The sequence below is a fragment of the Streptomyces sp. NPDC004539 genome, assembly GCF_040610055.1.
Taxonomy (GTDB): domain Bacteria; phylum Actinomycetota; class Actinomycetes; order Streptomycetales; family Streptomycetaceae; genus Streptomyces.
In genome coordinates this window covers 24442-44029 of the sequence record NZ_JBEXLS010000023.1, presented here as the reverse complement: position 1 = coordinate 44029, position 19588 = coordinate 24442, and the positions used below count along the sequence as shown (strand labels likewise).

Below are 19588 nucleotides of genomic sequence, written 5' to 3'. Positions count from 1 at the left end.
TCCCCATGAAGCCCCAACTGCCCCTGGTGGCCCCCGATGTGGTCGCCACCGCCGTCGAGTCCCTGACCTCCCGGCTCCGCAGGAAGCTGGACGCCGCGATCGAGTCCTACGCGGCCCTTCCGGTCGCCGATGACGACGGGGTCCTCCGCATCCGCTGCGCGGAGGACGCGGAGGTCGTGCTCACGCCGAGTCCGTCGGGTGCGCTCACCACCGCCGAACAGGTTGTGTGCGGCTGTCTGTTGGCCCCTCGCTGCCTGCACCGCGCCGCGATCCTGAGTGCATGTCCGGTGACCGAACAGGCCCCCGCCCCCGTGGAGCCCGAAGCCGCTGACACAGACGGAGCCGCCGGGGAGAACGAGCCTCCGGCCGTCGAGGTGCCTTCGGGCCCCAGCCCCGCCCAGATCCGGGCGGCAACCGAACTCCGGACAGCCGCAGCGGCCGTACTCGCCGCGGGAGTGCCCGCCGCCGGGGCCGTGTCCCAGGCGGAACTGCTCCGGGCCGCGCACGCCGCCAGGCTGGCCGGACTGCACCGCGCGGAGGCGGCGGCCCTGCGTGTCGTACGCGGGCTGCGCGGCGCCCGTGCCCGCGACAACCAGCACCGCCTGGCCGACCTGGTCACGGCTCTGCGCGAACTCCTCCTGACGACACACCGGTTGGCCGCGGCCGACCCCGACCCGGCCCTCATCGGCACGGCCCGCCGCGGCTACCGTGCCGGTGGCGCGCTCAAGGTGTTCGGTGTCTGCCGCGAGCCGGTGCTCAGCGCCACCGGCTACGGGGGTGTCGTCACCCATCTGGTCACCGAGGACGGCCGCTGGTTCTCCGTCGCCGACGTCCAGCCCGGCGGCCCCGCCCGCGCCCGGGCCGCCGCCACGGCCACCGTCGCGCTCGGCTCCGGCGCCCTCGACCACGCCCGGCTCGCCCGTGCCGGTCTGCTGATCTCCGGTGCCACGATCTCCCCGGAGGGCCGCCTCGGCGCCGGCAAGGGCGTCCGGGCCACCCCCGTCACCGGACTGCCGCTGACCTCCGGTCCACTGGCCGCACTCTTCGAGCGCCCGCTGCGTGAGAGCGTCGCCGCCCGCCTCGCCACGGTTCCCGGGGCGACGGACGACCAGGCGGCACGCACACCGATCGGCTGCGACCTCGTCGTCGTAGGCACCGCCGGTGACCGCCTGCTGGCCCGCGAACTGCTGCCGCACACCCCGGCAACCGGCCCGCTGATCCGCCTCCTGTCCGCGAACAGCCACCCCGACCTCGCCCATACCGCCAACTTCGCCCAGCTCGCGGCCCGCCCGGGCATCCGCATCCGTGTGATCGGTCGGCTCGACCCCGACCACGACCACGCCGCCACCCTCCGCCCCCTCGCCGTCGGCCCGGTGCCGGACACCGAGGCCACTCTGCGGCTGCCCGCGGACTGGCTGGGCCGGGCCGATCTGGGCTACGACCGTCTCACCGGCTCGCACTTCCCGCCGCCTGACGCCCTCCCGCCCGTGGCAGGGCTCTGCCAGGACGACCCGGACCCGCTGGCCGACTCCCCGCTGTGGCGGATGCGCCGCCTGGTCGAACTGGCCGTCGCCGGAGGCCGCCGGGCGGTCGCCGAACCGGCCCGGGACGGCGACCGGCAGGGGCACGCGGCCGCGCTGCGCCGCAGCGGCTTCGGTGTCATGGCCGAGCTGACCACCGTCCTCACCGCCGAGGCCGACCGCCGCACCCGCGACGTGTTCGGCCGCCTCGACGCCCCCGACGCCGACCGCTACGCACTGGTCTGGCTCACCGCGGCGGTTCATCTCGCGGGCGCCGAACGGTCTTTGGCGAGATCGGCATGGTGAACAGCGTCCCCCGGGCGCCGAGGGCGGCCCCCGCCCGGCCGGCGACCTGGGAGTACCGGCCAAGACCTCAGTAACTGAGGTTCCGCCACCCGCCGGTGGCAAGGTTCAATTCGGCATAGGCGGCGTCACCGGTGGCGATGGTGAAGTAAGCCCGCTCGTCGCCCTCAGCGACCGACCAGGGCTGCAGGTCGTGGCGCAGGACCCGCACGCCGTCCGCGGTCAGTTCCGCCGCACCACCCTTGGCCGCGGCGAGGAACAGCCGACCGTCCACCAGTGCCATATCGGTCAAGGACAGTCCATACCGGCCCGTGACGGTGAAGCCCTGCTCCGCCGTTCCACGCAGCAGGCGGCCGCCCCTCTTGCCGCTGATCAGCACGTCACCGCCTGGCGGAAACGCGATACCGGTGAGTACGTCCTCGGTGGCCGCCCCGTCCGGGTCCTCGATCGCATGCCACCGCTCTCCGTCGAAATGCAGGATGGTGCTGCCGTACCCCACCGCGTACACGTCGTCGGCAGCCCGTCCGCGGATGCAGCCGATGGGGCGCTCGAGACCGGGATCGTGCTGGGCCCAGACCTCGCCGTCCCAGTGGTAGAGCACGCCGCCGAGAGTGCCGATGTGCACGTCCCGATCCGAAGTCCCCCAGATCGCCCACGGCCGCGGCCGCAGGCCGTTGGAACTCTGTGCCGGCAGCTCCGTATGACGCCAGGTGAGGTCCCCCTCAGGCACATCGAACTCGAGGTCGGCGATCTCCTCCTCGTCCGGCCAGGCCACCGGTGCCGTCGTCCAGACCAGACCCGTGGTGCTCGTCAGCCAGGGGCTCCCCTGCGGCGAACACCACAGCTCGCGCAGCGTGTCGTTGGTCGCCAGGATGTTCTCGGCGGGGTCGTCGCTGCCCACAGGGCGCCGGAAAACATAACCGGCGGCCTGGGCCTCGTCGCCGGGCCTGTAGGCGATCAGCAAGAAGTAGGTCGTCCCCCGCTCCTCGTGGATGTACAGGATGTCTTCCCGCACGTCGCTCTCGTCCGACATGGACCCTCCTCACCTCTACGCGCCGCGGGGACGGAACGACCTCACTGCCTCCGGCGAACCGGGCAGCGCCGAGGGCCCCGGCTGCAATGTGTACTCGTTCTCGTCCGGGCTGCCGTACGCCTCCTTCGGGAGATCGCGCCACTCGAACCGAGTACCCGTCCCCGCCCGGGTCCAGTAGATCGTCTCCGTGGCACAAACAGTGTGCGCCTGCACTCGAAGTACGTGACCTGTTACGTACGATCACGGACGCCGAAGCAGCAGCTCCACAGCGAGAATCGGGCCGCCCGGAGGCTCCTTGCCCCCTTCGACTCTTGGAACGGACTGGCTTTCCCAGATGCATGTCGCACGAGGAGTACCCGCGGTGTCCGTTCCCACTGCGGTCCCTGATCCTGAGGTGCGGACGCGTGAGCTGGCCAACGCCTTCTCGTCGGCAGCGAAAGGGACACACACCTCGTGAAAGCACGAAGTCAGGCGATCGCGGCCGTGACCGGCCATGCTCCCCGGCCCAGCAGATCGAGGACGAGTGCGGCAATGTTCCACGCGTCGTCCTCACCGCGGTGATGGCGTCCTTCGAGCGGCAGTCCGGCGATCTGCAGAGCGTGGTCCATGCCGGGTTTCCTGCGCAGCCCGTAGGCCGCGGCGAATACGGCCTTGGCATTGGTGTGGGTCCGCTCCGTCGGATAGCCGAACGGGTAGGCCACCCCGTCGGCCTGGCTCTGCCGAGCGAACTGCCGACGGTCGTACTCGCCCCAGCTCGCCCAGGGGCGCTCCCCGGCCTCGTACTCCTCGACGAGGATCCGGCACGCCTCGGCGAAGGTGACGCCCCGTGCCACCTCCGCTTGAGTCAGGCCGGTCAGTTCGGTGCAGAAGTCGCTCACCGTCGACCGGACAGGGCGGACCAGGACACGGTGTCGGGACACGCGGCGGCCCGCCGCCACGTCCACGACGGTGAGACCGATCTCGATGATCTCGTTCACCGAGCCGGGCGGCGGCTGTCCGTCCCAGCAGGTGGCTTCCACGTCAATGACGTTCAGCAGAGAGGATTCGTGGCGCATGGAACTGAGCATAGGAAAGCTTTTCCAGTTTCGACAACTCATTTTTCTTCCGCACGTCCACACCGTCGTCAACCCTTGTAACGAAATTACGCTGGGGAAGTGATGGAGGTCGGGCAGGTAGGCGGTGACGTTTACAGTACGGGCTGCAAAAGAATGCCTTCTTGGAAGGGAAGACCTGAACACATGGAACCTGTCAACGTCGAGCAGGACTGCGTGATCGATGTCATATTCACCGGGCCGCAGCGGCCCAGCTTCGGTGATGTCTTTCTTCTCTGCGGCGACGACAATCCGAATTTCCCGCCCACGGATGCTCGTTGGGGATCCCTGGACCACTTGCGCTTCGAACAGGTCGACGACCACTTCGCGGTTCTCGACGAAGACACGGACGAACCCGTCATCTGGCTCTATCCCTTGGCCCGGGGGTCTGTTGTGCACCACCATCCGGGACCGTTCGAAGGCCTGCGGCTGCACTATGACCCTGAACTGGACAGCTCGGGCCTGATCACCCACTTCATCGACGTCGTCGAATGCCTTGCGGGCCTTTTGCCCGCACAAGCTCTCTGGGGACAGCGACGTGAACGTATCGGGCCGCCCATCGACACCGACGCCCTCGCGGCTCGCATCCAGCAGTTCGTCGACACCAGAGCCCGGCGGAACGGGTAGCCGTATTGAGACCATTACCCGCCGGCCCGAGAGGGCGTCCGGGATCTTTTCCACGTCGGCTGAGGCCGTCATCACCCTTACCCGAGAAGGAGACTACGATTCGGCCATGAACGTTCCCGATGTCATACCGATCAAGCACGAGCCCGACTACCACACCAGCACCATCGGGCGATGGCAGGGCGGCCAATTCTTCGCCTCGGTCACCGCGGCCTTTCCCGAAGGTTGGAGTGACTGGAGCAGCGACGACTGGCAGGCCAAGAAACGCTGGTGCGCTGTGCTCCATCGGTTCGACGAGGCCGGCCGCCACCTGGACTCACGCATTCAGTTCACTGGCACCACGGCGGACGGTGAACAGAAGGCGATCACCGCGGCCGAGCAACTGCTCGGCACGTGGCTGGATACCCTGCCTGAGCGGCAGTATCGGGACATCGCGATCGCACCCTTCGCTGTTCGCTTCGAGGGGGCCCTGTTCGGTCTGGTCCTGGAGGAGCAGGATGAAAACGCCGGTGATACGGGTGCCGAGCTCCATCCGGACGGCCTGGGCTTCTATCCACCCTGGGACGGTTGTTACGACACCTGAGCCGAGCGCACGAACGGTCGCGGACCTTCCAGGGTTGCCGCTCGGCCCCAGCTGAGCCGACGAACCGTCAAGCCGATCATCACCCGCCGGATCATCGTCTCCGAGTGGGCCGGGACTGTCTCGCATCCTCCCGCCAGGCACCGGTGGGCGGTGACCCACGATGACGAACGCCCGATCAACCAGTTGTTCGCGCTGGACCTGGAACCCGCGCCGACCCGGTTCTCACGGACGATCGCCGGCTCGCGGCCGAGGACCTGAGCGGTCCGTTCGACGAGCCGATCGGCGAAGCCCTGGTCCGCCGGATCCGGCCGCTCAAGACGGCAGCTTGCTCAACGTGGCGGACTCCATGGGGCTGTCGGTCGACAGGAACGCGGGCAACGTGGCCTTGCGCGTGACTGTGGGATTCGTTTCGATGTGCTCGCCGACACCGACACCCAAGCCGATTAGTTCCCAGCCGGATGGATGTGCCAACCAGAACCAGTTGGCGCCCTTGCGCCGAGCTCGATTCCTGAACTCAGTCGAGGACGGGGGAAAGCGCTGCAAGTAGTGGGAGGCGGAGCCGTATCTGCTCGGCATTTTCAGGATCCCATTCCTCACCCAACGGCTTGCCTGGACGTGCCATTCTTTTGACCGCGGCCTCGACTGCTGCACCGAACGAGTCGGTCTCTCCTTGGGATTTTTGGTATGCGTCCTCAATCAGATAACTCAGACTCTCGTAGCCGATCCAGCCACCTTCCTCACGGCACATACGGACAACGGTAGGCACGGTGGCAAGGCTGTCGGGATTTTTCACGGCACGGCTGAACGTGTCGCGCCCGAGAAGAATCAGCCCGCCACGGAAGTCCATGAAGCCATCGTTGGACCAGCTGCCCTCGATCAGATAGGCGGCCATGCACAAGGGATACGTGTATGCCAAGTCGCTCACCTCGACATGCTTGGCGTAGAAGTCGACGATCTCGGCGGGCTCCAGCTCGGAAAGAACGTTGACCAGGGCCTCAGGCAGCGGATCATCTGGATCGTCACGATCGTCGGCACGGTCACCGACCGCGACACGAGCCGTGTCGACAAGGCGCCACCAAGTGTCCATCTCCATACCAGCGATCATAAACTCGCCTATCCGCACTCAAATGCCCGGGCAGGCAACCCTGCCCGGAAGTTGAGTAGCAAATTACGTAGATCCACCGACCCATCACACCTCCGACTCGGCCTGACCCTGGCTCACCCGCCGCTGCTGATCACAGACAGCAATGACAGAGACGCCAAAGTCAACGGTCGGCCGACCGTCTCGGGGACCCAGTGACATCAATCCTCTTAGGAATTGGTCATGCAGATGTCCCCGCAGCGATTCCCAAACACGCGTCGCAACGAAATCCCTGGAAAGCTACACAGCCAGCGCCGCCAGCGGGAGTGCGGAACCAGTCTGTCGAGTGGGGAATGGCGTAGCCGTCGTCGGCCAGAAGGGGCTGGACCTGGCGGGCGGCCCAGGTGACGGTGCTGCCGTCGACTCCGATGAGCTGGGTGAGCAGGTCGCAGGTTCCGGGTTCGCGCAGCCGGCGCACAGTGGCCAGGACTCTGCCGGCGGCCGTCGGCTCGCCCTTGGCCCCCGCGCCGTGAGCACGGCGCTCACCCTCCTCGCTTCCTCAGCTGACCTGTTTCACGTAACTGACCCAATTCCTGGACCAGTTGGTCGACGACTCCATCCGGAGCCGGTTCGAGTGAAACGACTACTTGACCGATCACCGGCTGCGGCGCCCCCTGTCCTGCTCCGCGGCCCAGGTCCGCAGCCGGGCCACCGCCTCTTCCCGTGGCAGCGGGCCGCGTTCGAGATGCAGATCTTGCAGATGGCGAGTGGCCGCACCGATCAGTGGGCCTGGAGGTATGCCGAGCAGCTCCATGATCGCCCTACCGTCCAGAGTCACCGGAACGTCGGGGAGCCTCCGGTACTTCTCGAACTCCGCAGCGGCGCGCGCCGTTCGCTCCTGCTCCGCCAGCCGCTCCTGTTCCCACTCGTCGTAGGTCGCCGCCCATCGAGCAGTCCGGCCGGCCGACTGCCAGCCGTCCAAGTCCTGTTCCCCGCCAAGCCCTACCTCCAGGAACAGGTCATGGTGGTTCGCTTCTTCGGAGCCGCTCGGAAGGACGTCGAGCAGAGCGAGCGCGGCGTTGATCGGCCAGTCTTCCCGTGGACCGGTGAAGTCCCGGGTACGGACCGGGCCCCACACCTTCGCGCCGGATCGCCACACAGCGGCGGTCTGGTATCCGTCTCCTCCGTGGAAGTCCGCCTCCACGTAGGAGATCGGCCCGCCCCTGGACCAGTGACTCAAGGTCTGCTCGAAGGCTGGGGACATCAGGGTGAACGGTCGGCTTTCGGGCTCGGCGCCATCCTGGCGGTGGAGCAGACCGGTCGGCTCCTCAAGGAGCTGTGCGGTGACAGGCACCAGCCCCATGCGCTGACGGAGCGGGGCGACAACCGCTTCCCGAATCCCGGCGGTCTGGCTCTTGAGCAGGTCGAAACTTCCGATGACGGCGTTGAGCTCGTACGGCATTCCCACAGGTTAACCGCACAGCCTCCGCAAGGAATTTCGGCTTCGCAACGCCGTGCGGTAGGCGTCACTTCAAGCGCCTGCCGGTGGGGTGGCCGTCCCAGTGGTGGCGCAGGGCCGCACAGCGGACGAGCGTACGCAGTGTGACGACCGCGACGGACAGGCAGGGCAGAAGCCCACGCCTGGCTCCGCTCCTCGATGCTTCGCCGTAGCGTGCTGGAACCACATGATGAGGTGAACCGAGCCGACGTGATCTTCTCGTCGAGAGCTACAGCTGCCACCACCAGCTTTCGAGGTCGTGGTCATCGGCGTACTCCACGGGGCATGCGTAGGGCGACTGCTGTGCGATGGGCAGGGCGTCGGTGCGGCGGACCACGGCACGCAGGTCTTGCACCAGGGGCATCTCGGCGAGTTCGTAGACATCGAAGGGGCAGCCTGCCGGGCCGCCGACGAGGGTTGCACAGCCGAACGCGTACCAGAGACCGATGAGTTCGCGATCGTGCTCCTTCTCGGCGGCGACGGCGACCTCACGGACCACCTCGATCACCCGGGTGCGGCGGAGCGGGGCGGCGTCGGAACCGTGGAGTTCACCGACCGCGACCATACGCCGCCACAGCGCGGTGCCGGCGTCGCAGTACAGGAACGGCGGGTCGACGTAGCCGTCCTCAAGCCAGGACTCGTAGCCGTCGAAGTCGGGAGCGTCCTCGTCGAACGTGCGCAGGCCGGTGAACTCCGTCAGTGCGTCGAAGTACGCAGACCGCTCGGCATAGTCGGGGTGCCGGTCGACCGGGAACCGGTACGTGTACCCGCGACGCAGCAGGATGTCCATCACACGAAACCGCGTGAACGAGCAGTCGTAGCCGCTCTCGAAGTCGTACAAGACCGCGAACCAGTCCCGCACACTCGGGTCGCCCGCCTCGGCATGGCCGTCAAGGACGCGGACCGAGTCCGCGACCAGGTCCTCGATCACATGCTCGGACATCAGGTCCTTCTTCCATCGAGCCGACGATGCACCACGAATGGCAAGAGAGCCTATGTCTCCCACGAGACGGTCAGCGCCTATCGGTGCGAAACGTCCAGCATGCCCTTCAGGATCGAGTGACGCTCAGTCGTCATCATGGCTGCCGGTGGCGTGGACCCGGCTCAGACCGAATCGGGAGAGAACCCGATCGGCTTCCTCGTTGTCGGCGCCTTCGATGTCGATGACGCCGTTCACGTGCAGATCAAGATGCGCGAATCGTGGTGCCAGTTCAGCCAGTCCGGTCAGCAGATCACCCTCGCAGTCCCTCTGGCTGATCGTCAGGTCCCTGATGGACAGACGCTCAAGCTGAGCAAGGACCGAGGAATCCGCGAGGGCTGAAAGTACCTGATACGAGGTAGCATCGAACTCTGCCCTGCTGAGATCAAGATTCTTGAGACTAGGGTACTCAGAGGCCTTGAGTTCCTCGAGTTGCTCAGGCGGGCACGCGCAGCCGTAAACGTCATCGCCGAGTTCAACTTCCAATGACACCAGGCCGGGAGTCTGTCCAAGTTCGAAAATCGATCCGTCGGAGATGACGGGGCCCCGGAGTCGCAGTCGGGTCAGGCTGTCATGGTTCAGGGAGTGGAACAGGAACGCGCCTTCGAGTTCCAGTGTGCGCAGGGCGGGAAGCGCTTCCCACATATCGGCCTGCACAAGTCCTTGGTGAAGGTAGTCCTCGGGGTTGATCTTCTTACCCGTCGATCCATCGCTGAGTTCAAACAGGTACTCGAAGCTGTAGCCGAAGTACATGCGTTCCAGCCGGGGGCGTTGTCGGCCGGCAAGTGAGACCGCGGAGTGCTCGGCAGAGTGGTGGTAGTCGGTGAGGTGCAGTTCGAGTGTGCGCAGTCGGTGGATGACACGGTGGGAAAGGAGGGCGTCGATCAGTGCACCCTCCCATTGCTCGGGGTCGGTCGGGTCGATGGTTGCAGTGTGTGAGTGGTCTGTCAGGAGCCGCTCCACCAGTTCTCGGCGTTGCGGCTGGGTGTCTTTGGCCAGGCGGAAGCATGCCTCGTCGATGAAGCCGCGGGACCAGGTGAACTGCCAGGAGCCGTCCTCCCGCAACCCGTCCAGCCCGAGTTGCCGTTCCACTTCCTCATAGGCCGCGGCCAGCTGGGCCTGGTCCCCGTCCCTGGTCTCACAGCGGTGCTCCAGCCGGATCGCCTCGCCCCGCGGGTCGCCCGCCCCAGTCAGCAGATCCGCGTAGGCGAGCCACGCCTCCCAGTCATCCGTGTTCGGAACATCTGCAGCATCGAAAGAGGGCACGTCATTCTCCAGGTCTTGGCGGCAAGCTCCAGATGGATCTGGGCACGCCATCGTCAACGGCACCATAAATGCAGCCTCTGACATGAGGGCCACATGGCCGCCCCCAACGCACAGTTCAGGAGTCAGTTACGTGGTTCTACCTACCTCGCCCCACTCAGACAGGGGCCCATCGGTCTTGCCTCTGAGTCATCGCCGCCATGCGCGGAGAGAGGCAAGGCGGGTGAGACTGCGGGTCGCCGGGCTCCTGGTTGAACGGGGTCCAGGTCTCGCACACGTGCTTGTTGGCGGTCATGGCCATCTCCGAGTGCGGCAGAGTCTCCCACGAGCCCCACCTCAGGCGTGACCAAGGACAGGTTGCCGCTTTTCGGTGTGGGCAAGGAGACGGCGCCCCTTGACGTGGTGTAGCCGATCAAGGTGAGGGAGTGCGCCGGGGGGGGCGTATGCCGATGGGGTTTCGCTCCCTGCCCGCAAGGCGGGCCATCGTGCAACTCTCCGTAGTGAACGGGCAGTTCAACACGGGAGGTGCAGGATGGCCCTGTCTCAGCATGACTTAGACCTTCCGCGAATAGGGGCGGTTTGGGCACCGGGTGGCATGAACGGGGGCAAGTTCTGGTGATCATGGAGTTGCAACGCTCTGTGATCGCGGAGGAGACCTGTGCCCGTCCTGCCATCGTGGCTAACCGAGCCGCTTTGGGACCAGTTCGCGGTCCTGCTGCCCGCGCGGACTGAGTACCATCCGGACCATCCGCTGGGCTGTCACCGTCGGCGGATCAGTGACCGGATCGTTTTCGACAAGATGCTGCACCTGCTGCGTTTCGGCTGCTCGTATGAGGCGATAGCGGATACGACGTGCTCGGCCACCACGATCCGCAGCCGTCGCGATGAGTGGATACGCCTGAGGGTCTTCGCCGCGTTCAAGCGGATCGCGCTGGAGTCCTATGATCGGATCGTCGGCCTTGTCCTCGACCAGATCGCTGTGGACGGCTGCATCACCAAGGCCCCCGGAGGTGGCGAGGGGGCGGGACGTTCCCCAGTCGACCGCGGCAAACAGGGCCTGAACGCTCTGGCATGACGGACGGTTACGGCATTCCCCTGGGCCGCGTTCTGGCCGGAGCCAACCGCCATGACTCCCCGCTGCTCGCCCCGACCCTGGACCGCCTGGATGACCTCGGCCCCTGCCGGACGACATCACGGTGCACCTCGACGCCGGCTACGACAGTGCCAACACCCTCGCCCTGCTCGATGGACGCGGCCTCCACGGCCGGATCGCGCACAAGGGCGAGAAGGCGCCCATCCAGGCAAGCCAGAGGTGGCACGTGGAGCGCACCCACGCCTGGCAGAACGCTTTCCAGCGCCTCGCCCGTTGCTACGAGCGCCAGGCCACGTCATCGACGCCTTCTTCGACCTCGCCGACACCATCATCACCGTACGGAGCCTGATCCGCCGGGCGTGGGCCACCCACCGCTGGCAGACGCGACCCCACCGTCGCTCCTGAAATGCCGACGCCGACACCATCCCGAGTACCGGCCTCTACCAGGCGGGACACCCCCAGAGCGTCTCGCGGGAGACATGGTCAGCAGCGGGCCAGCACCGCCGTCTCCGGGCCGAACCCCACTACCAGCCGACTGTCCGCAGCGACGGCCACCGCCGCCACGGGCGCGGGAAACACCAACTCCGACCCCACTTGCTGGCCGGTGGTCAGATCCCACACCCGCACCGTCCCGTCTCTGCCGCCGGTAACCGCGACCGGACAGCTGTCCACGACGCCCGTCGTCACCGCCCACACCGCGTCGGTGTACCCGGTGAGCGGTTCGCCGACGGGCTGGCCGGTGGCCAGGTCCCACACCCTCACCGTGAAATCGTCGCTGCCGGTGACGGCGACCGAACGTCCCTCCAACACCCCCGTCGCCACCGCCAGCACCCAGTCGGCGTGCCCGGTGAGCGGTTCGCCGACGGGCCGGCCGGTGGCCAGGTCCCACACCCTCACCGTGAAATCGTCGCTGCCGGTGACGGCGACCGAACGTCCCTCCAACACCCCCGTCGCCACCGCCAACACCGGGCCGGTGTGCCCGGTGAGCGGTTCGCCCACAGGCTGGTACCGGGCCAGGTCCCATACCTGCACGGCCGCGTCCCAGCCGCCGGCGACGACGACGGGAAGACCGTCCATCATCCCCGTCGCCACCGCCGAGACCCCACTGGTGTGGCCGGCGAGAGGCTGCCAGAGGCAGTGGTCGACCATGCCAGCGGCCCACTCCACACCCCACGGCCCCGTCGACACTCCCTCCACCGGTGTGGCGTTGATCCGCGCCGACAGCTCCCGATCCCCGTACCGAGCAGCGTCCAAGGCCAGCAACTGCCGCCGTACCCCCGCCGTCGCACCCCGGTGCAGATGCGCCGATGCCCGGTACACCGCCGCCGCCAACCGCGCAGCAGGCCCCGACGCCGCATCCACCAGCCCAAGCACCTCCCCCGGATCGGCATGCACCAGGAACCCTGGATCCGCCAACCGCCCATCCACCCCGGAAGGCACATCCCCGGCCCCGTCAACGTGCAGATCATCAGACATACCTGCATCCAAGCAGCCCTCACCGACACGCCACCGCCAACCCGATGCCCCCACCGCGCCATTTACGTAACGTCACCGATGAAGCCGCCAGTTGCCCGGCGACCCCAGATCCGCAGCCCGTCGGCGCCTCACCAATCCGCGCGGTCACTTATGGGCGAGTCCGGGATCGCCGACCTCGAACCGATGTGAGTCGAAGCCATCCACGCTCAGGACTACGGCCACCTCGTTCCGGTTGTCCCTGAGGTACTTCTTCGGGGGCTTCGTACGCTGACCAGTGGCTGCCGCAAGTGGAGTCGACCGAGCCGGCCGACTCTGCGATCTGCGTCTTCGCTCCCAACGTGGTCGCCAACCCGCACGGCACGTCCCTGTCTCCATGGGACACCAGCACCCAACCTGTTCACCCGGCGCGAGCCGACCTACGTCGTCGACAATCTTGTCCGGCTGTTCTGACCTTTGCGAGTCAACCCCACCAACGCGTTCTGCGCACGGACCCGCCACTGACGGTAGGTCATGCTCGGTCCGCTCTTGACGACCTCTCGACCGAATCCGGCTTGAAGTCTCACGTCGAACCGGACCCGTGGCTGTTGTCCGGGCTGCTCGTTGGCGTGACCGGCTGCGGCAACGATGTCGGTGGAGCCCGACGCGGACGTCGCATAGAGCCCCTTCCGGTTGGAGTGCGGACGCGGCAAGCGGGCACAGCGTCAGTGGAACTACGCAACTCTCCACGGAAGTGTGCTGCAGCGGGCCCGTGAGGGGTGGGCTGGCGTTCGTGGGGCATCTAGCATTTCGATCATGTCTGGTTGCACAGTCATGGCTGGTCGGAGGGGGACATGGTAGTGACGGGTGAAGTCATCTTTGCGCCCGCTCGAACATGTCCAGCAGCGGGGCCTCCCGCGCCGGCCGGCACAGCGCAGGCGATCGGCAGGCCGTCCACCACCGCCATATCCAACTTGGACTGCGGTACGCCCAGAGACACCCGGGTACGGCCCCCGCACGCGACGCCTACCGACGGCGATTCGACCACGGAACTGGTCGACCGCGTGTGCGATCCGGCTGTCGCGGTCGGCGAGGCCGACGAAGTCTTCGACTCGCTGACCGCTGTGCCTGGAGGACGAGGGGCCGACTGGCACGCCGCCCGCGCGGACGGGCAACGGCCGCTCGAAACCCACCACGCCTCACCGTCCGCCCCTGGAACCGACGGTGAGGGAGACGCGCGTTCGGATGGGGGCTCGCAGTGATCAAGAAGGGGCTCCAGGACCTCACGTCGGCCATGTTCGGTGCGTGGACTCCGAACGACGGATGCGCTGATGACGAGATCACGGCTGCCGAGGACCGCTTGGGCATCAGCCTGCCGGATGCCTTGCGTGACTACTACACCGTGGCCGGCAGGCACCCGGAACTGATGGGTATGGACGGTCGCGAGCACACGCTCCGGCTGAGCACTCCCCGGGACCTGAGCCTTGCGGACGGACAACTGGTCTTCTGCGGGGAGAACCAGGGGCCCGCGGCGTGGAGTGTGCGCCCGGACGATGCCGGCTGGCCCGACCCCAGGGTCCACGGACGGGCCGAGCCGGGCGGGAAGTGGTACAGCGAAGCCCGGAGACTGTCGGCCTTCCTGATCAATGTCGCCGGCAGGCAGGCAGTGTGGGCGGCTCCGTACCAAGCCGCGTGCCGACTGCATGAGGACCAATTGGTGGCTGTCGAGCCACTGCTGAGCTTCATCGGATCTCGCGAGATGCAGAAGGGCGGTCACTGGCTGAGCTTTGTCGACCGATCGAGCCGCGTAGTGGCCCACTATTCCTACATCACCTCGACACTGCGTATTGGGGCGGCGGTCCCCGGCGCACTCGAATCCCTGCGTGAGGGTTCAGGACTCCCACTCGGACCGGCGTGAAGCGCGGAAGTGGCCACCGCCCGTTGATGGGCGGTTGGGTGGGCTGCGGGTAGTCGTGGCGGTCGGCTGTCCGCCTGGCGCGGAAGAACCATTGCCGGGGTTGGGGTATGCCTGACACGGCGCGGGTTTCCGTAACACATGTGAGGTTCTCATGACGATTTACTTCTATGGCGCCGATGAAGTCCCCTATGGATGCTTCTCGAACTTCTCCGATCACGGCTTCGACCTCGACGGGGTCTGGTGGCCGACCTCGGAACACTACTTCCAGGCGCAGAAGTTCAAGGGCACCCGCCACGCGGAACTCATCCGGCGCGCGCGCACGCCGCTGCGGGCAGCGGAGCTGGGCCGTGACTCGTCCAAGCCCCTACGGAGGGACTGGGAGCGGGTCAAGGACGACGTGATGCGCCGTGCGGTGGCGGCCAAATTCCGTGCGCACGCAGATATCCGTGACGTCCTGCTGTCCACCGGTGAGGAAGAGATCGTCGAGGACACCACCACCGATCACTACTGGGGTCGGGGCAGGACCGGGAACGGCAAGAACATGCTCGGCCGGATTCTGGTGCGCACCCGTAACCAGTTGTGCGCCGAACTCGCCGAAGGCCTCGAAGGCGATAGCCGCCGACAAAGGCGGTGATCCGGGAAACGTGCGGTGTGCCGCATGCGCAGGACGCTTCGGTCGGGCCATGGGCTCGACGATGGGGCTCCCTCACCGGCGGGTGCCTTTCTCGCTGCGTACGCGGACCCGTTCTCGACGCCGTGCGGCGAGAACGTCGGAGTGGCCGGCGTTGCTGTTGCGCCGGCTCGGGTAGGCGTCCAGGGCCCGAGTCCGGCGGGTACGGTTGGGGCGGTGTTGGGGTGGCGGTGGCTGTTGTCTGCTGAGGCGCTCAGAATAACCACGTAACCGGCTACGTAATCCAACAGTTGGGGGCCCGGTTCCGGAGGGTGAGTGTCGGTGGGGCCGGAAATGATGGATGCCATGACTGACAAGCGATACTCGCGGCTCGCCGCAGAGCATCTTCCCGGTGACCTTGTTCAGCGCTGGACAGCGCTGCTGCGCCCATGCGTACGCCTGCGCCACGCCGAAGCCGCCGAGCGGACCGTGGCCGTCCTCGGCGGGGCCCCGGAGCTTCCCGCCGGGGTCGGCTGGCCCGAGTGGCCCGGATACGGGCCCTTGTCCTTCGTCGCCTCGGTGCGGTGTGCCGCACTGCCCAGAGACGGGGTTGCTGAGGAGTTCCCGCAGAACGGAACCCTGCTCTTCTTCCACTTCGACGGTCAGGTGGACGAAGACACCTTCGTGTCCGCCGACGACCCCGAGACCTGGGCCGGGGCCCAGGTGCTGTACATCCCGGAGAGCACCCCCGTCTTCCCGGTGGAAACACCCCCTGTTCTGGAGGCGTTCCCGCGCGTGGAACTCGGCGCGGACACCGAGCAAAGTGCCCCGGACCTGTGGCTGCCCCAGGCCAGGCAAGCCCTGCTTGGCGACACCCGGCACTGGCCCCGGCCCCGCGACACCCCGGCCGGACTCAAACCCTTCGTTCGCGCCTTCGGGCACCTGCGCACCCGGATCGACCACCAGGTCGGCGGCCACGCCGTGCCCGTCCAGGGCCCTGTGGAGTACGAGATCGCGAACGCGGCACTCGGGGGCATGCATGTGTGGGGAGACCAACCGCTGGACCAGGAAGCCGAACGCTGGGTCCTGCTGGCCCAGTTCGGCAGCGACAGCAACGCGAAGATGACCTGGGGCGACGAGGGCGCTCTCTACTGGCTCATCCGCTCTGAAGACCTCGCCGCCCACCGATTCGACCTGGCTCGGCTCGCAGTGCAGGGTTAGCCGGCCGGCCGGTCTCCGCCGTGGGTCCTGGGACTGATCGTCGCGCGGCTGGAAGCGGCCGTCCGGGTGGCGGCTCAGGCGTCGACAGAGTCGGACCTCCCGTGCCGGCGGCGCATCCGTCGGTCGGCCCGGTGACGTCGGAGACAGTAAGGCGGCGGTAGTACGAACGCTGGCGAACTGCCCGCAAGAAACCCGTGCGGATCCACCGCTGCACCGGCACCGGACCCCCGTGGACTGGTTCACGAACTGCTGCAGGTCCTGCTCGTCGCCGTCCGGCAACCGCAAGGCCAGGGCCTGGATCGGTTCGCGACTGCCGTCCAGCATCAGTTCCCGTAGACAGCAGTCGACTTGGCCCGCTGGTCCTCGCGCGGCACCGAGGCGAACACGTCAGCGCCGTACACCGCCAACGTCGCCCGGACACGGTCTGCTTGATGTGCGTCTACGCACCCGACACGCGTCCGATCCGCTGGACCTGATGTGTGTTCAGCCGGTGTGTCCGCAGGCGGGCGTGTCGAGCCCGGTCAGGTCCCATACCCGTACTGTCCTGTCGTTGCCGCCGGTGACAGCGACGGGCCGGCCGTCCACCACAGTCGTCGCCGCGCCCCAGACCATGCCCTTATGGCCTTCCAGGGGTTCGCCGAGTGGCCGACCGGTGACCAGGTCCCACATCCGTACCGTCCCGTCCCCACTGCCTACCAGGGCGATGAGGCGGCTTCCCATCACCGCTGTCGTTACCGCTCCCACCTCGCGGCACGCTTCCAGGGGCTCGACAGCGGGCCGACGTGTGGCCAGGTCCCACACTCGTACCGTCCCGTCGAAGTCGCCGGTGACGGCGCAGGGACGACCACTGACCACGGCCGTCGCCGCTGCGCGTACCTCGTTGGTGTGGCCTGCCATAGGCTCACCGATCTGTTTCCGGTCGGCCAGGTCCCACACCCGTACCGTCCCGTCGTTGCTGCCGGTGACGGCGACGGGTCGGCTGTCCACCACGGTCGTCGCCACAGCCTCCACCCAGTCTCTGTGGCCCGTCAGGGGCTCACCGATCTGTCGGCGGCCGGCCAGGTCCCACACCCGTACCGTGCCATCGGCATGACCAGCGACGGCCACGGGGCGCCTGTCCACCACAGTCGTCGCCACCGCGCACATGCGGCCGATGCTCTGATCCAGTGGCTGACCCGCATGTCGGCCCGTGGTCAGGTCCCATATCTGTATGAGATTGCTCCCGCCGCCGGATATGGCGACGGGACGACCGTCGACCACGGCTGTTGCAAGCGACCATACTTCGCCGTTGCAGATGAGGCCGTTGTGGCCGACCAGGGGACCGCCCACGGGTCGGCCATCTCTGAGGTCCCAGATACGGACCGTCTCGTCGTTGCTGCCGGTGACGGCGACGGGCCGGCCGTCCACCACGGCTGTCGCGAGCGACCAGATGCCGTGTTCGTGGCCGGTCAGGGTGGATCGGAGTCGGGAAGTCGTATCAGTACGCACACCAGCGGACATGAACGACACGATAGAGCCCGGGGCGATTCAGCGGCCGCGCAAATTCGCGAGGTGTGGAGCGTTCGTGAGAGTGCTGTCCGTTGGTACGGCTGGGGGTCTCGTGGGTGACAGTGGGGCATTGCTGCCGGTCGGGAGTTCGGGGTTCGCTTGGGTTGTGGCATGAGCATGCGTTAGCCGTACTCGAGCGATCTCACCGACGAGCCGTGGGAACTCGTTGAACCCGTGATCACGGCGTGGAAGGCCCGGCATCCGTCGGTCAGCGGGCATCAGGGGAAGTACGCGATGCGGGAGATCGTGAACGCGATCCTCTGCCAGAACCGCACGGAGTGTCAGTGGGAGTTCCTGCCGCACGACATGGCTCCACCGGGAGCGGTGAAGTACTACTTCTATCTCTGGCGTGACGAGGGCACCGACCAGGACGTTCACGACCTGCTGCGCCGGCAGCTGCGGGAGAAGCGGAAGGGATTAGCCGATCCGAGCCTGGTTGTCCTGGACACGCTGAGCATCCACACCTCCGTCGGCGTCCCCGCCACGACGACGGGCCGGGGACACCGAGAAGAAAGTGCTTTGGCTGGTCGGCTCGGTATTTTTTGGTAGCGGTTTGCTCAATGATCGTTCAGATGCGGAACCTCGTCGGTTCACCCCTGGCGAACAAAGTCGGCCGGGTTCTGTCCAACCGATACCAAGGATCCGTATCCGCATGAGTCACCAGAATCCCGGTCAGATCTCCCGGAGAACCGTCGTCGCCGGTGCAGCCACGACCGCCGCGGCCCTGACGATTCCGCTGGCCGCAGGGGCCGCGCAGGCAGCCACCGCAACGAACGGCGCCGGCCCGGTCGTGGTGGTCTCTCCGTGCGGACAGGTACGGGTGACGCTGCGTCTGGACTCCGGCACCCCGACGTACGCCGTTGCGGTGGGCGGCATTGAACCTCTTTCATCCTGTGCCGTGGGGATGAAATGGGCTGGTCAGGTGGGGTGACGTGGCGAAGCCCCTCGTCGTTGGTGTGGTGATCTCACTCAACACGCCGACGGCCGGGGGGCTTCGTTGGTTCCGTATCCTTCCACGCTCGACGTCCCGTACGAGCTGGTCGAGCATGTCTCCTGGCTCATCTACACCCGAAGGCGTGAACTTCGCTCGCCGTGGCGGAAGTTGAGCTGCTTCAAGCAGGCCCTGCTGGCACTGGCCCACCTCCGGAAGAACGAGACGTTCGCACAGGCCAGTGCCGGGTTCGGGGTGTCGGAAGCGACGGCCTGGCGCTACGTCGACGAGACACTCGACGTCCTGGCCGCCTGGGCGCCGGGCCTGCACGAGGCCCTGACCGGACTGGGCGAAGGAGACTTCGTCATTGTCGACGGCACACTCATCCCCACCGACCGCATCGCCGCGGACCAGCCGTACTACTCGCAGAAACACAAGCAGCACGGCATGAACGTCCAGGTCGTCGCACGCCCGGACGGGACCCCACTGTGGTTCTCCCGCGCGACGCCGGGCCGCACGCACGACCTGACCGCCGCGCGAGCCCACGGCATCGTCCAGGCATGTCTCACCCGGCAGATCCTCGTCCTCGCCGACCGGGCCTACCAGGGTGCCGGCGCCACCTTCCGTACCCCCTACTACCACCACAACGAACAACCCGAGCACTACCAGCAGTTCAACCGCGACCACGCCCGCCTGAGGGCTCCAGGGGAACGCGCCTTCGCCCAGCTCAAAACCTGGCGACTCCTCCGACGTGCCAGATGCTCCACCCGCCGCATCGGCACCATCGTCCAAGCCATCCACACCCTGATGACCTGCACATATTCAGGATGAAAGAGGTTC

General features: G+C 67.1%; 15 protein-coding genes and 5 pseudogenes. 10 read left to right on the top strand and 10 right to left on the bottom strand.

Annotated elements, in window-relative coordinates:
- The first annotated feature begins 5 nt into the window (after positions 1-5).
- Entirely contained in the window at positions 6-1826 is a 1821-nt protein-coding gene (locus ABZX85_RS36480; RefSeq protein WP_355878964.1) for a hypothetical protein, read from the top strand.
- A 67-nt stretch (positions 1827-1893) separates the two neighbouring features.
- On the opposite strand, the gene ABZX85_RS36475 is transcribed toward ABZX85_RS36480, so the two are convergent.
- Positions 1894-2856, bottom strand: coding sequence for a hypothetical protein (locus ABZX85_RS36475; RefSeq protein ID WP_355878662.1), 963 nt, complete (start codon positions 2854-2856; stop codon positions 1894-1896).
- Between the two features lie 467 nt (positions 2857-3323).
- Positions 3324-3911, bottom strand: coding sequence for a 3'-5' exonuclease (locus ABZX85_RS36470; RefSeq protein ID WP_355878659.1), 588 nt, complete (start codon positions 3909-3911; stop codon positions 3324-3326).
- 183 nt (positions 3912-4094) lie between these two features.
- Between ABZX85_RS36470 and ABZX85_RS36465 the strand changes: the two genes are divergently transcribed.
- Both ABZX85_RS36465 and ABZX85_RS36460 read left to right on the top strand, forming a co-directional pair.
- Positions 4095-4574: a hypothetical protein gene (locus ABZX85_RS36465; protein ID WP_355878656.1), complete on the top strand. Its 480-nt coding sequence runs from the start codon at positions 4095-4097 to the stop codon at positions 4572-4574.
- 106 nt (positions 4575-4680) lie between these two features.
- On the top strand, positions 4681-5154 hold the full coding sequence (locus ABZX85_RS36460; RefSeq protein ID WP_355878653.1) for a hypothetical protein: 474 nt from the start codon (positions 4681-4683) through the stop codon (positions 5152-5154).
- A 514-nt stretch (positions 5155-5668) separates the two neighbouring features.
- Here the strand turns inward: ABZX85_RS36460 and ABZX85_RS36455 are convergent.
- From ABZX85_RS36455 to ABZX85_RS36435, 5 genes and pseudogenes are all read right to left on the bottom strand, one after another.
- Entirely contained in the window at positions 5669-6247 is a 579-nt protein-coding gene (locus tag ABZX85_RS36455) for a DUF4240 domain-containing protein (protein ID WP_355878650.1), read from the bottom strand.
- 643 nt (positions 6248-6890) lie between these two features.
- Positions 6891-7697: a hypothetical protein gene (locus ABZX85_RS36450; RefSeq protein WP_355878647.1), complete on the bottom strand. Its 807-nt coding sequence runs from the start codon at positions 7695-7697 to the stop codon at positions 6891-6893.
- 64 nt (positions 7698-7761) lie between these two features.
- Positions 7762-7857: pseudogene (locus ABZX85_RS36445) on the bottom strand (IS5/IS1182 family transposase); the annotation flags it as partial.
- 105 nt (positions 7858-7962) lie between these two features.
- Positions 7963-8676 (bottom strand): hypothetical protein, encoded by a 714-nt coding sequence (locus tag ABZX85_RS36440; RefSeq protein ID WP_355878644.1) that lies wholly within the window; start codon positions 8674-8676, stop codon positions 7963-7965.
- A 123-nt stretch (positions 8677-8799) separates the two neighbouring features.
- Positions 8800-9978: a hypothetical protein gene (locus ABZX85_RS36435; protein WP_355878641.1), complete on the bottom strand. Its 1179-nt coding sequence runs from the start codon at positions 9976-9978 to the stop codon at positions 8800-8802.
- A gap of 655 nt (positions 9979-10633) precedes the next feature.
- On the opposite strand from ABZX85_RS36435, the pseudogene ABZX85_RS36430 reads away from it, so the two are divergent.
- Positions 10634-11473: pseudogene (locus ABZX85_RS36430) on the top strand (IS5 family transposase).
- A 78-nt stretch (positions 11474-11551) separates the two neighbouring features.
- Here ABZX85_RS36430 and ABZX85_RS36425 read toward each other — a convergent pair.
- Positions 11552-12430, bottom strand: a complete 879-nt coding sequence (locus tag ABZX85_RS36425) for a hypothetical protein (RefSeq protein WP_355878638.1) — start codon at positions 12428-12430, stop codon at positions 11552-11554.
- Between the two features lie 1348 nt (positions 12431-13778).
- On the opposite strand from ABZX85_RS36425, the gene ABZX85_RS36420 reads away from it, so the two are divergent.
- The 3 genes from ABZX85_RS36420 (at position 13779) to ABZX85_RS36410 (ending at position 16269) form a co-directional block, all read left to right on the top strand.
- Positions 13779-14438, top strand: a complete 660-nt coding sequence (locus ABZX85_RS36420) for an SMI1/KNR4 family protein (RefSeq protein ID WP_355878636.1) — start codon at positions 13779-13781, stop codon at positions 14436-14438.
- A gap of 151 nt (positions 14439-14589) precedes the next feature.
- The gene (locus ABZX85_RS36415; RefSeq protein WP_355878633.1) at positions 14590-15072 is read left to right on the top strand and encodes an NADAR family protein; all 483 of its coding nucleotides are present in this window, start codon (positions 14590-14592) and stop codon (positions 15070-15072) included.
- 342 nt (positions 15073-15414) lie between these two features.
- Positions 15415-16269 carry a YwqG family protein gene (locus ABZX85_RS36410; protein WP_355878630.1) on the top strand — a complete coding sequence of 285 codons (855 nt, stop codon included), beginning with the start codon at positions 15415-15417 and terminating at the stop codon, positions 16267-16269.
- Positions 16270-16468: 199 nt separating this feature from the next.
- On the opposite strand, the pseudogene ABZX85_RS36405 reads toward ABZX85_RS36410, so the two are convergent.
- Positions 16469-16676, bottom strand: a pseudogene (locus tag ABZX85_RS36405) (transposase); the annotation flags it as partial.
- A 76-nt stretch (positions 16677-16752) separates the two neighbouring features.
- Positions 16753-17769 (bottom strand): WD40 repeat domain-containing protein, encoded by a 1017-nt coding sequence (locus ABZX85_RS36400; protein ID WP_355878627.1) that lies wholly within the window; start codon positions 17767-17769, stop codon positions 16753-16755.
- A 201-nt stretch (positions 17770-17970) separates the two neighbouring features.
- Between ABZX85_RS36400 and ABZX85_RS36395 the strand changes: the two are divergent.
- The 3 genes and pseudogenes from ABZX85_RS36395 to ABZX85_RS36385 all read left to right on the top strand — a co-directional run.
- Positions 17971-18366 (top strand): annotated as a pseudogene (locus ABZX85_RS36395) (transposase); the annotation flags it as partial.
- A gap of 103 nt (positions 18367-18469) precedes the next feature.
- Positions 18470-18748 (top strand): hypothetical protein, encoded by a 279-nt coding sequence (locus ABZX85_RS36390; RefSeq protein ID WP_355878624.1) that lies wholly within the window; start codon positions 18470-18472, stop codon positions 18746-18748.
- A gap of 25 nt (positions 18749-18773) precedes the next feature.
- A pseudogene (locus ABZX85_RS36385) lies at positions 18774-19579 on the top strand (IS5 family transposase).
- Positions 19580-19588 lie beyond the last annotated feature (9 nt).

Bases quoted from the DNA above. Each gene is read 5' to 3' on its own strand.
- ABZX85_RS36480 (WP_355878964.1), top strand. From the start codon at position 6: ATGAAGCCCCAACTGCCCCTGGTGGCCCCCGATGTGGTCGCCACCGCC.
- ABZX85_RS36475 (WP_355878662.1), bottom strand. From the start codon at position 2,856: ATGTCGGACGAGAGCGACGTGCGGGAAGACATCCTGTACATCCACGAG.
- ABZX85_RS36470 (WP_355878659.1), bottom strand. From the start codon at position 3,911: ATGCGCCACGAATCCTCTCTGCTGAACGTCATTGACGTGGAAGCCACC.
- ABZX85_RS36465 (WP_355878656.1), top strand. From the start codon at position 4,095: ATGGAACCTGTCAACGTCGAGCAGGACTGCGTGATCGATGTCATATTC.
- ABZX85_RS36460 (WP_355878653.1), top strand. From the start codon at position 4,681: ATGAACGTTCCCGATGTCATACCGATCAAGCACGAGCCCGACTACCAC.
- ABZX85_RS36455 (WP_355878650.1), bottom strand. From the start codon at position 6,247: ATGGAGATGGACACTTGGTGGCGCCTTGTCGACACGGCTCGTGTCGCG.
- ABZX85_RS36450 (WP_355878647.1), bottom strand. From the start codon at position 7,697: ATGCCGTACGAGCTCAACGCCGTCATCGGAAGTTTCGACCTGCTCAAG.
- ABZX85_RS36440 (WP_355878644.1), bottom strand. From the start codon at position 8,676: ATGTCCGAGCATGTGATCGAGGACCTGGTCGCGGACTCGGTCCGCGTC.
- ABZX85_RS36415 (WP_355878633.1), top strand. From the start codon at position 14,590: ATGACGATTTACTTCTATGGCGCCGATGAAGTCCCCTATGGATGCTTC.
- ABZX85_RS36410 (WP_355878630.1), top strand. From the start codon at position 15,415: ATGACTGACAAGCGATACTCGCGGCTCGCCGCAGAGCATCTTCCCGGT.
- ABZX85_RS36400 (WP_355878627.1), bottom strand. From the start codon at position 17,769: ATGTCCGCTGGTGTGCGTACTGATACGACTTCCCGACTCCGATCCACC.
- ABZX85_RS36390 (WP_355878624.1), top strand. From the start codon at position 18,470: ATGAGTCACCAGAATCCCGGTCAGATCTCCCGGAGAACCGTCGTCGCC.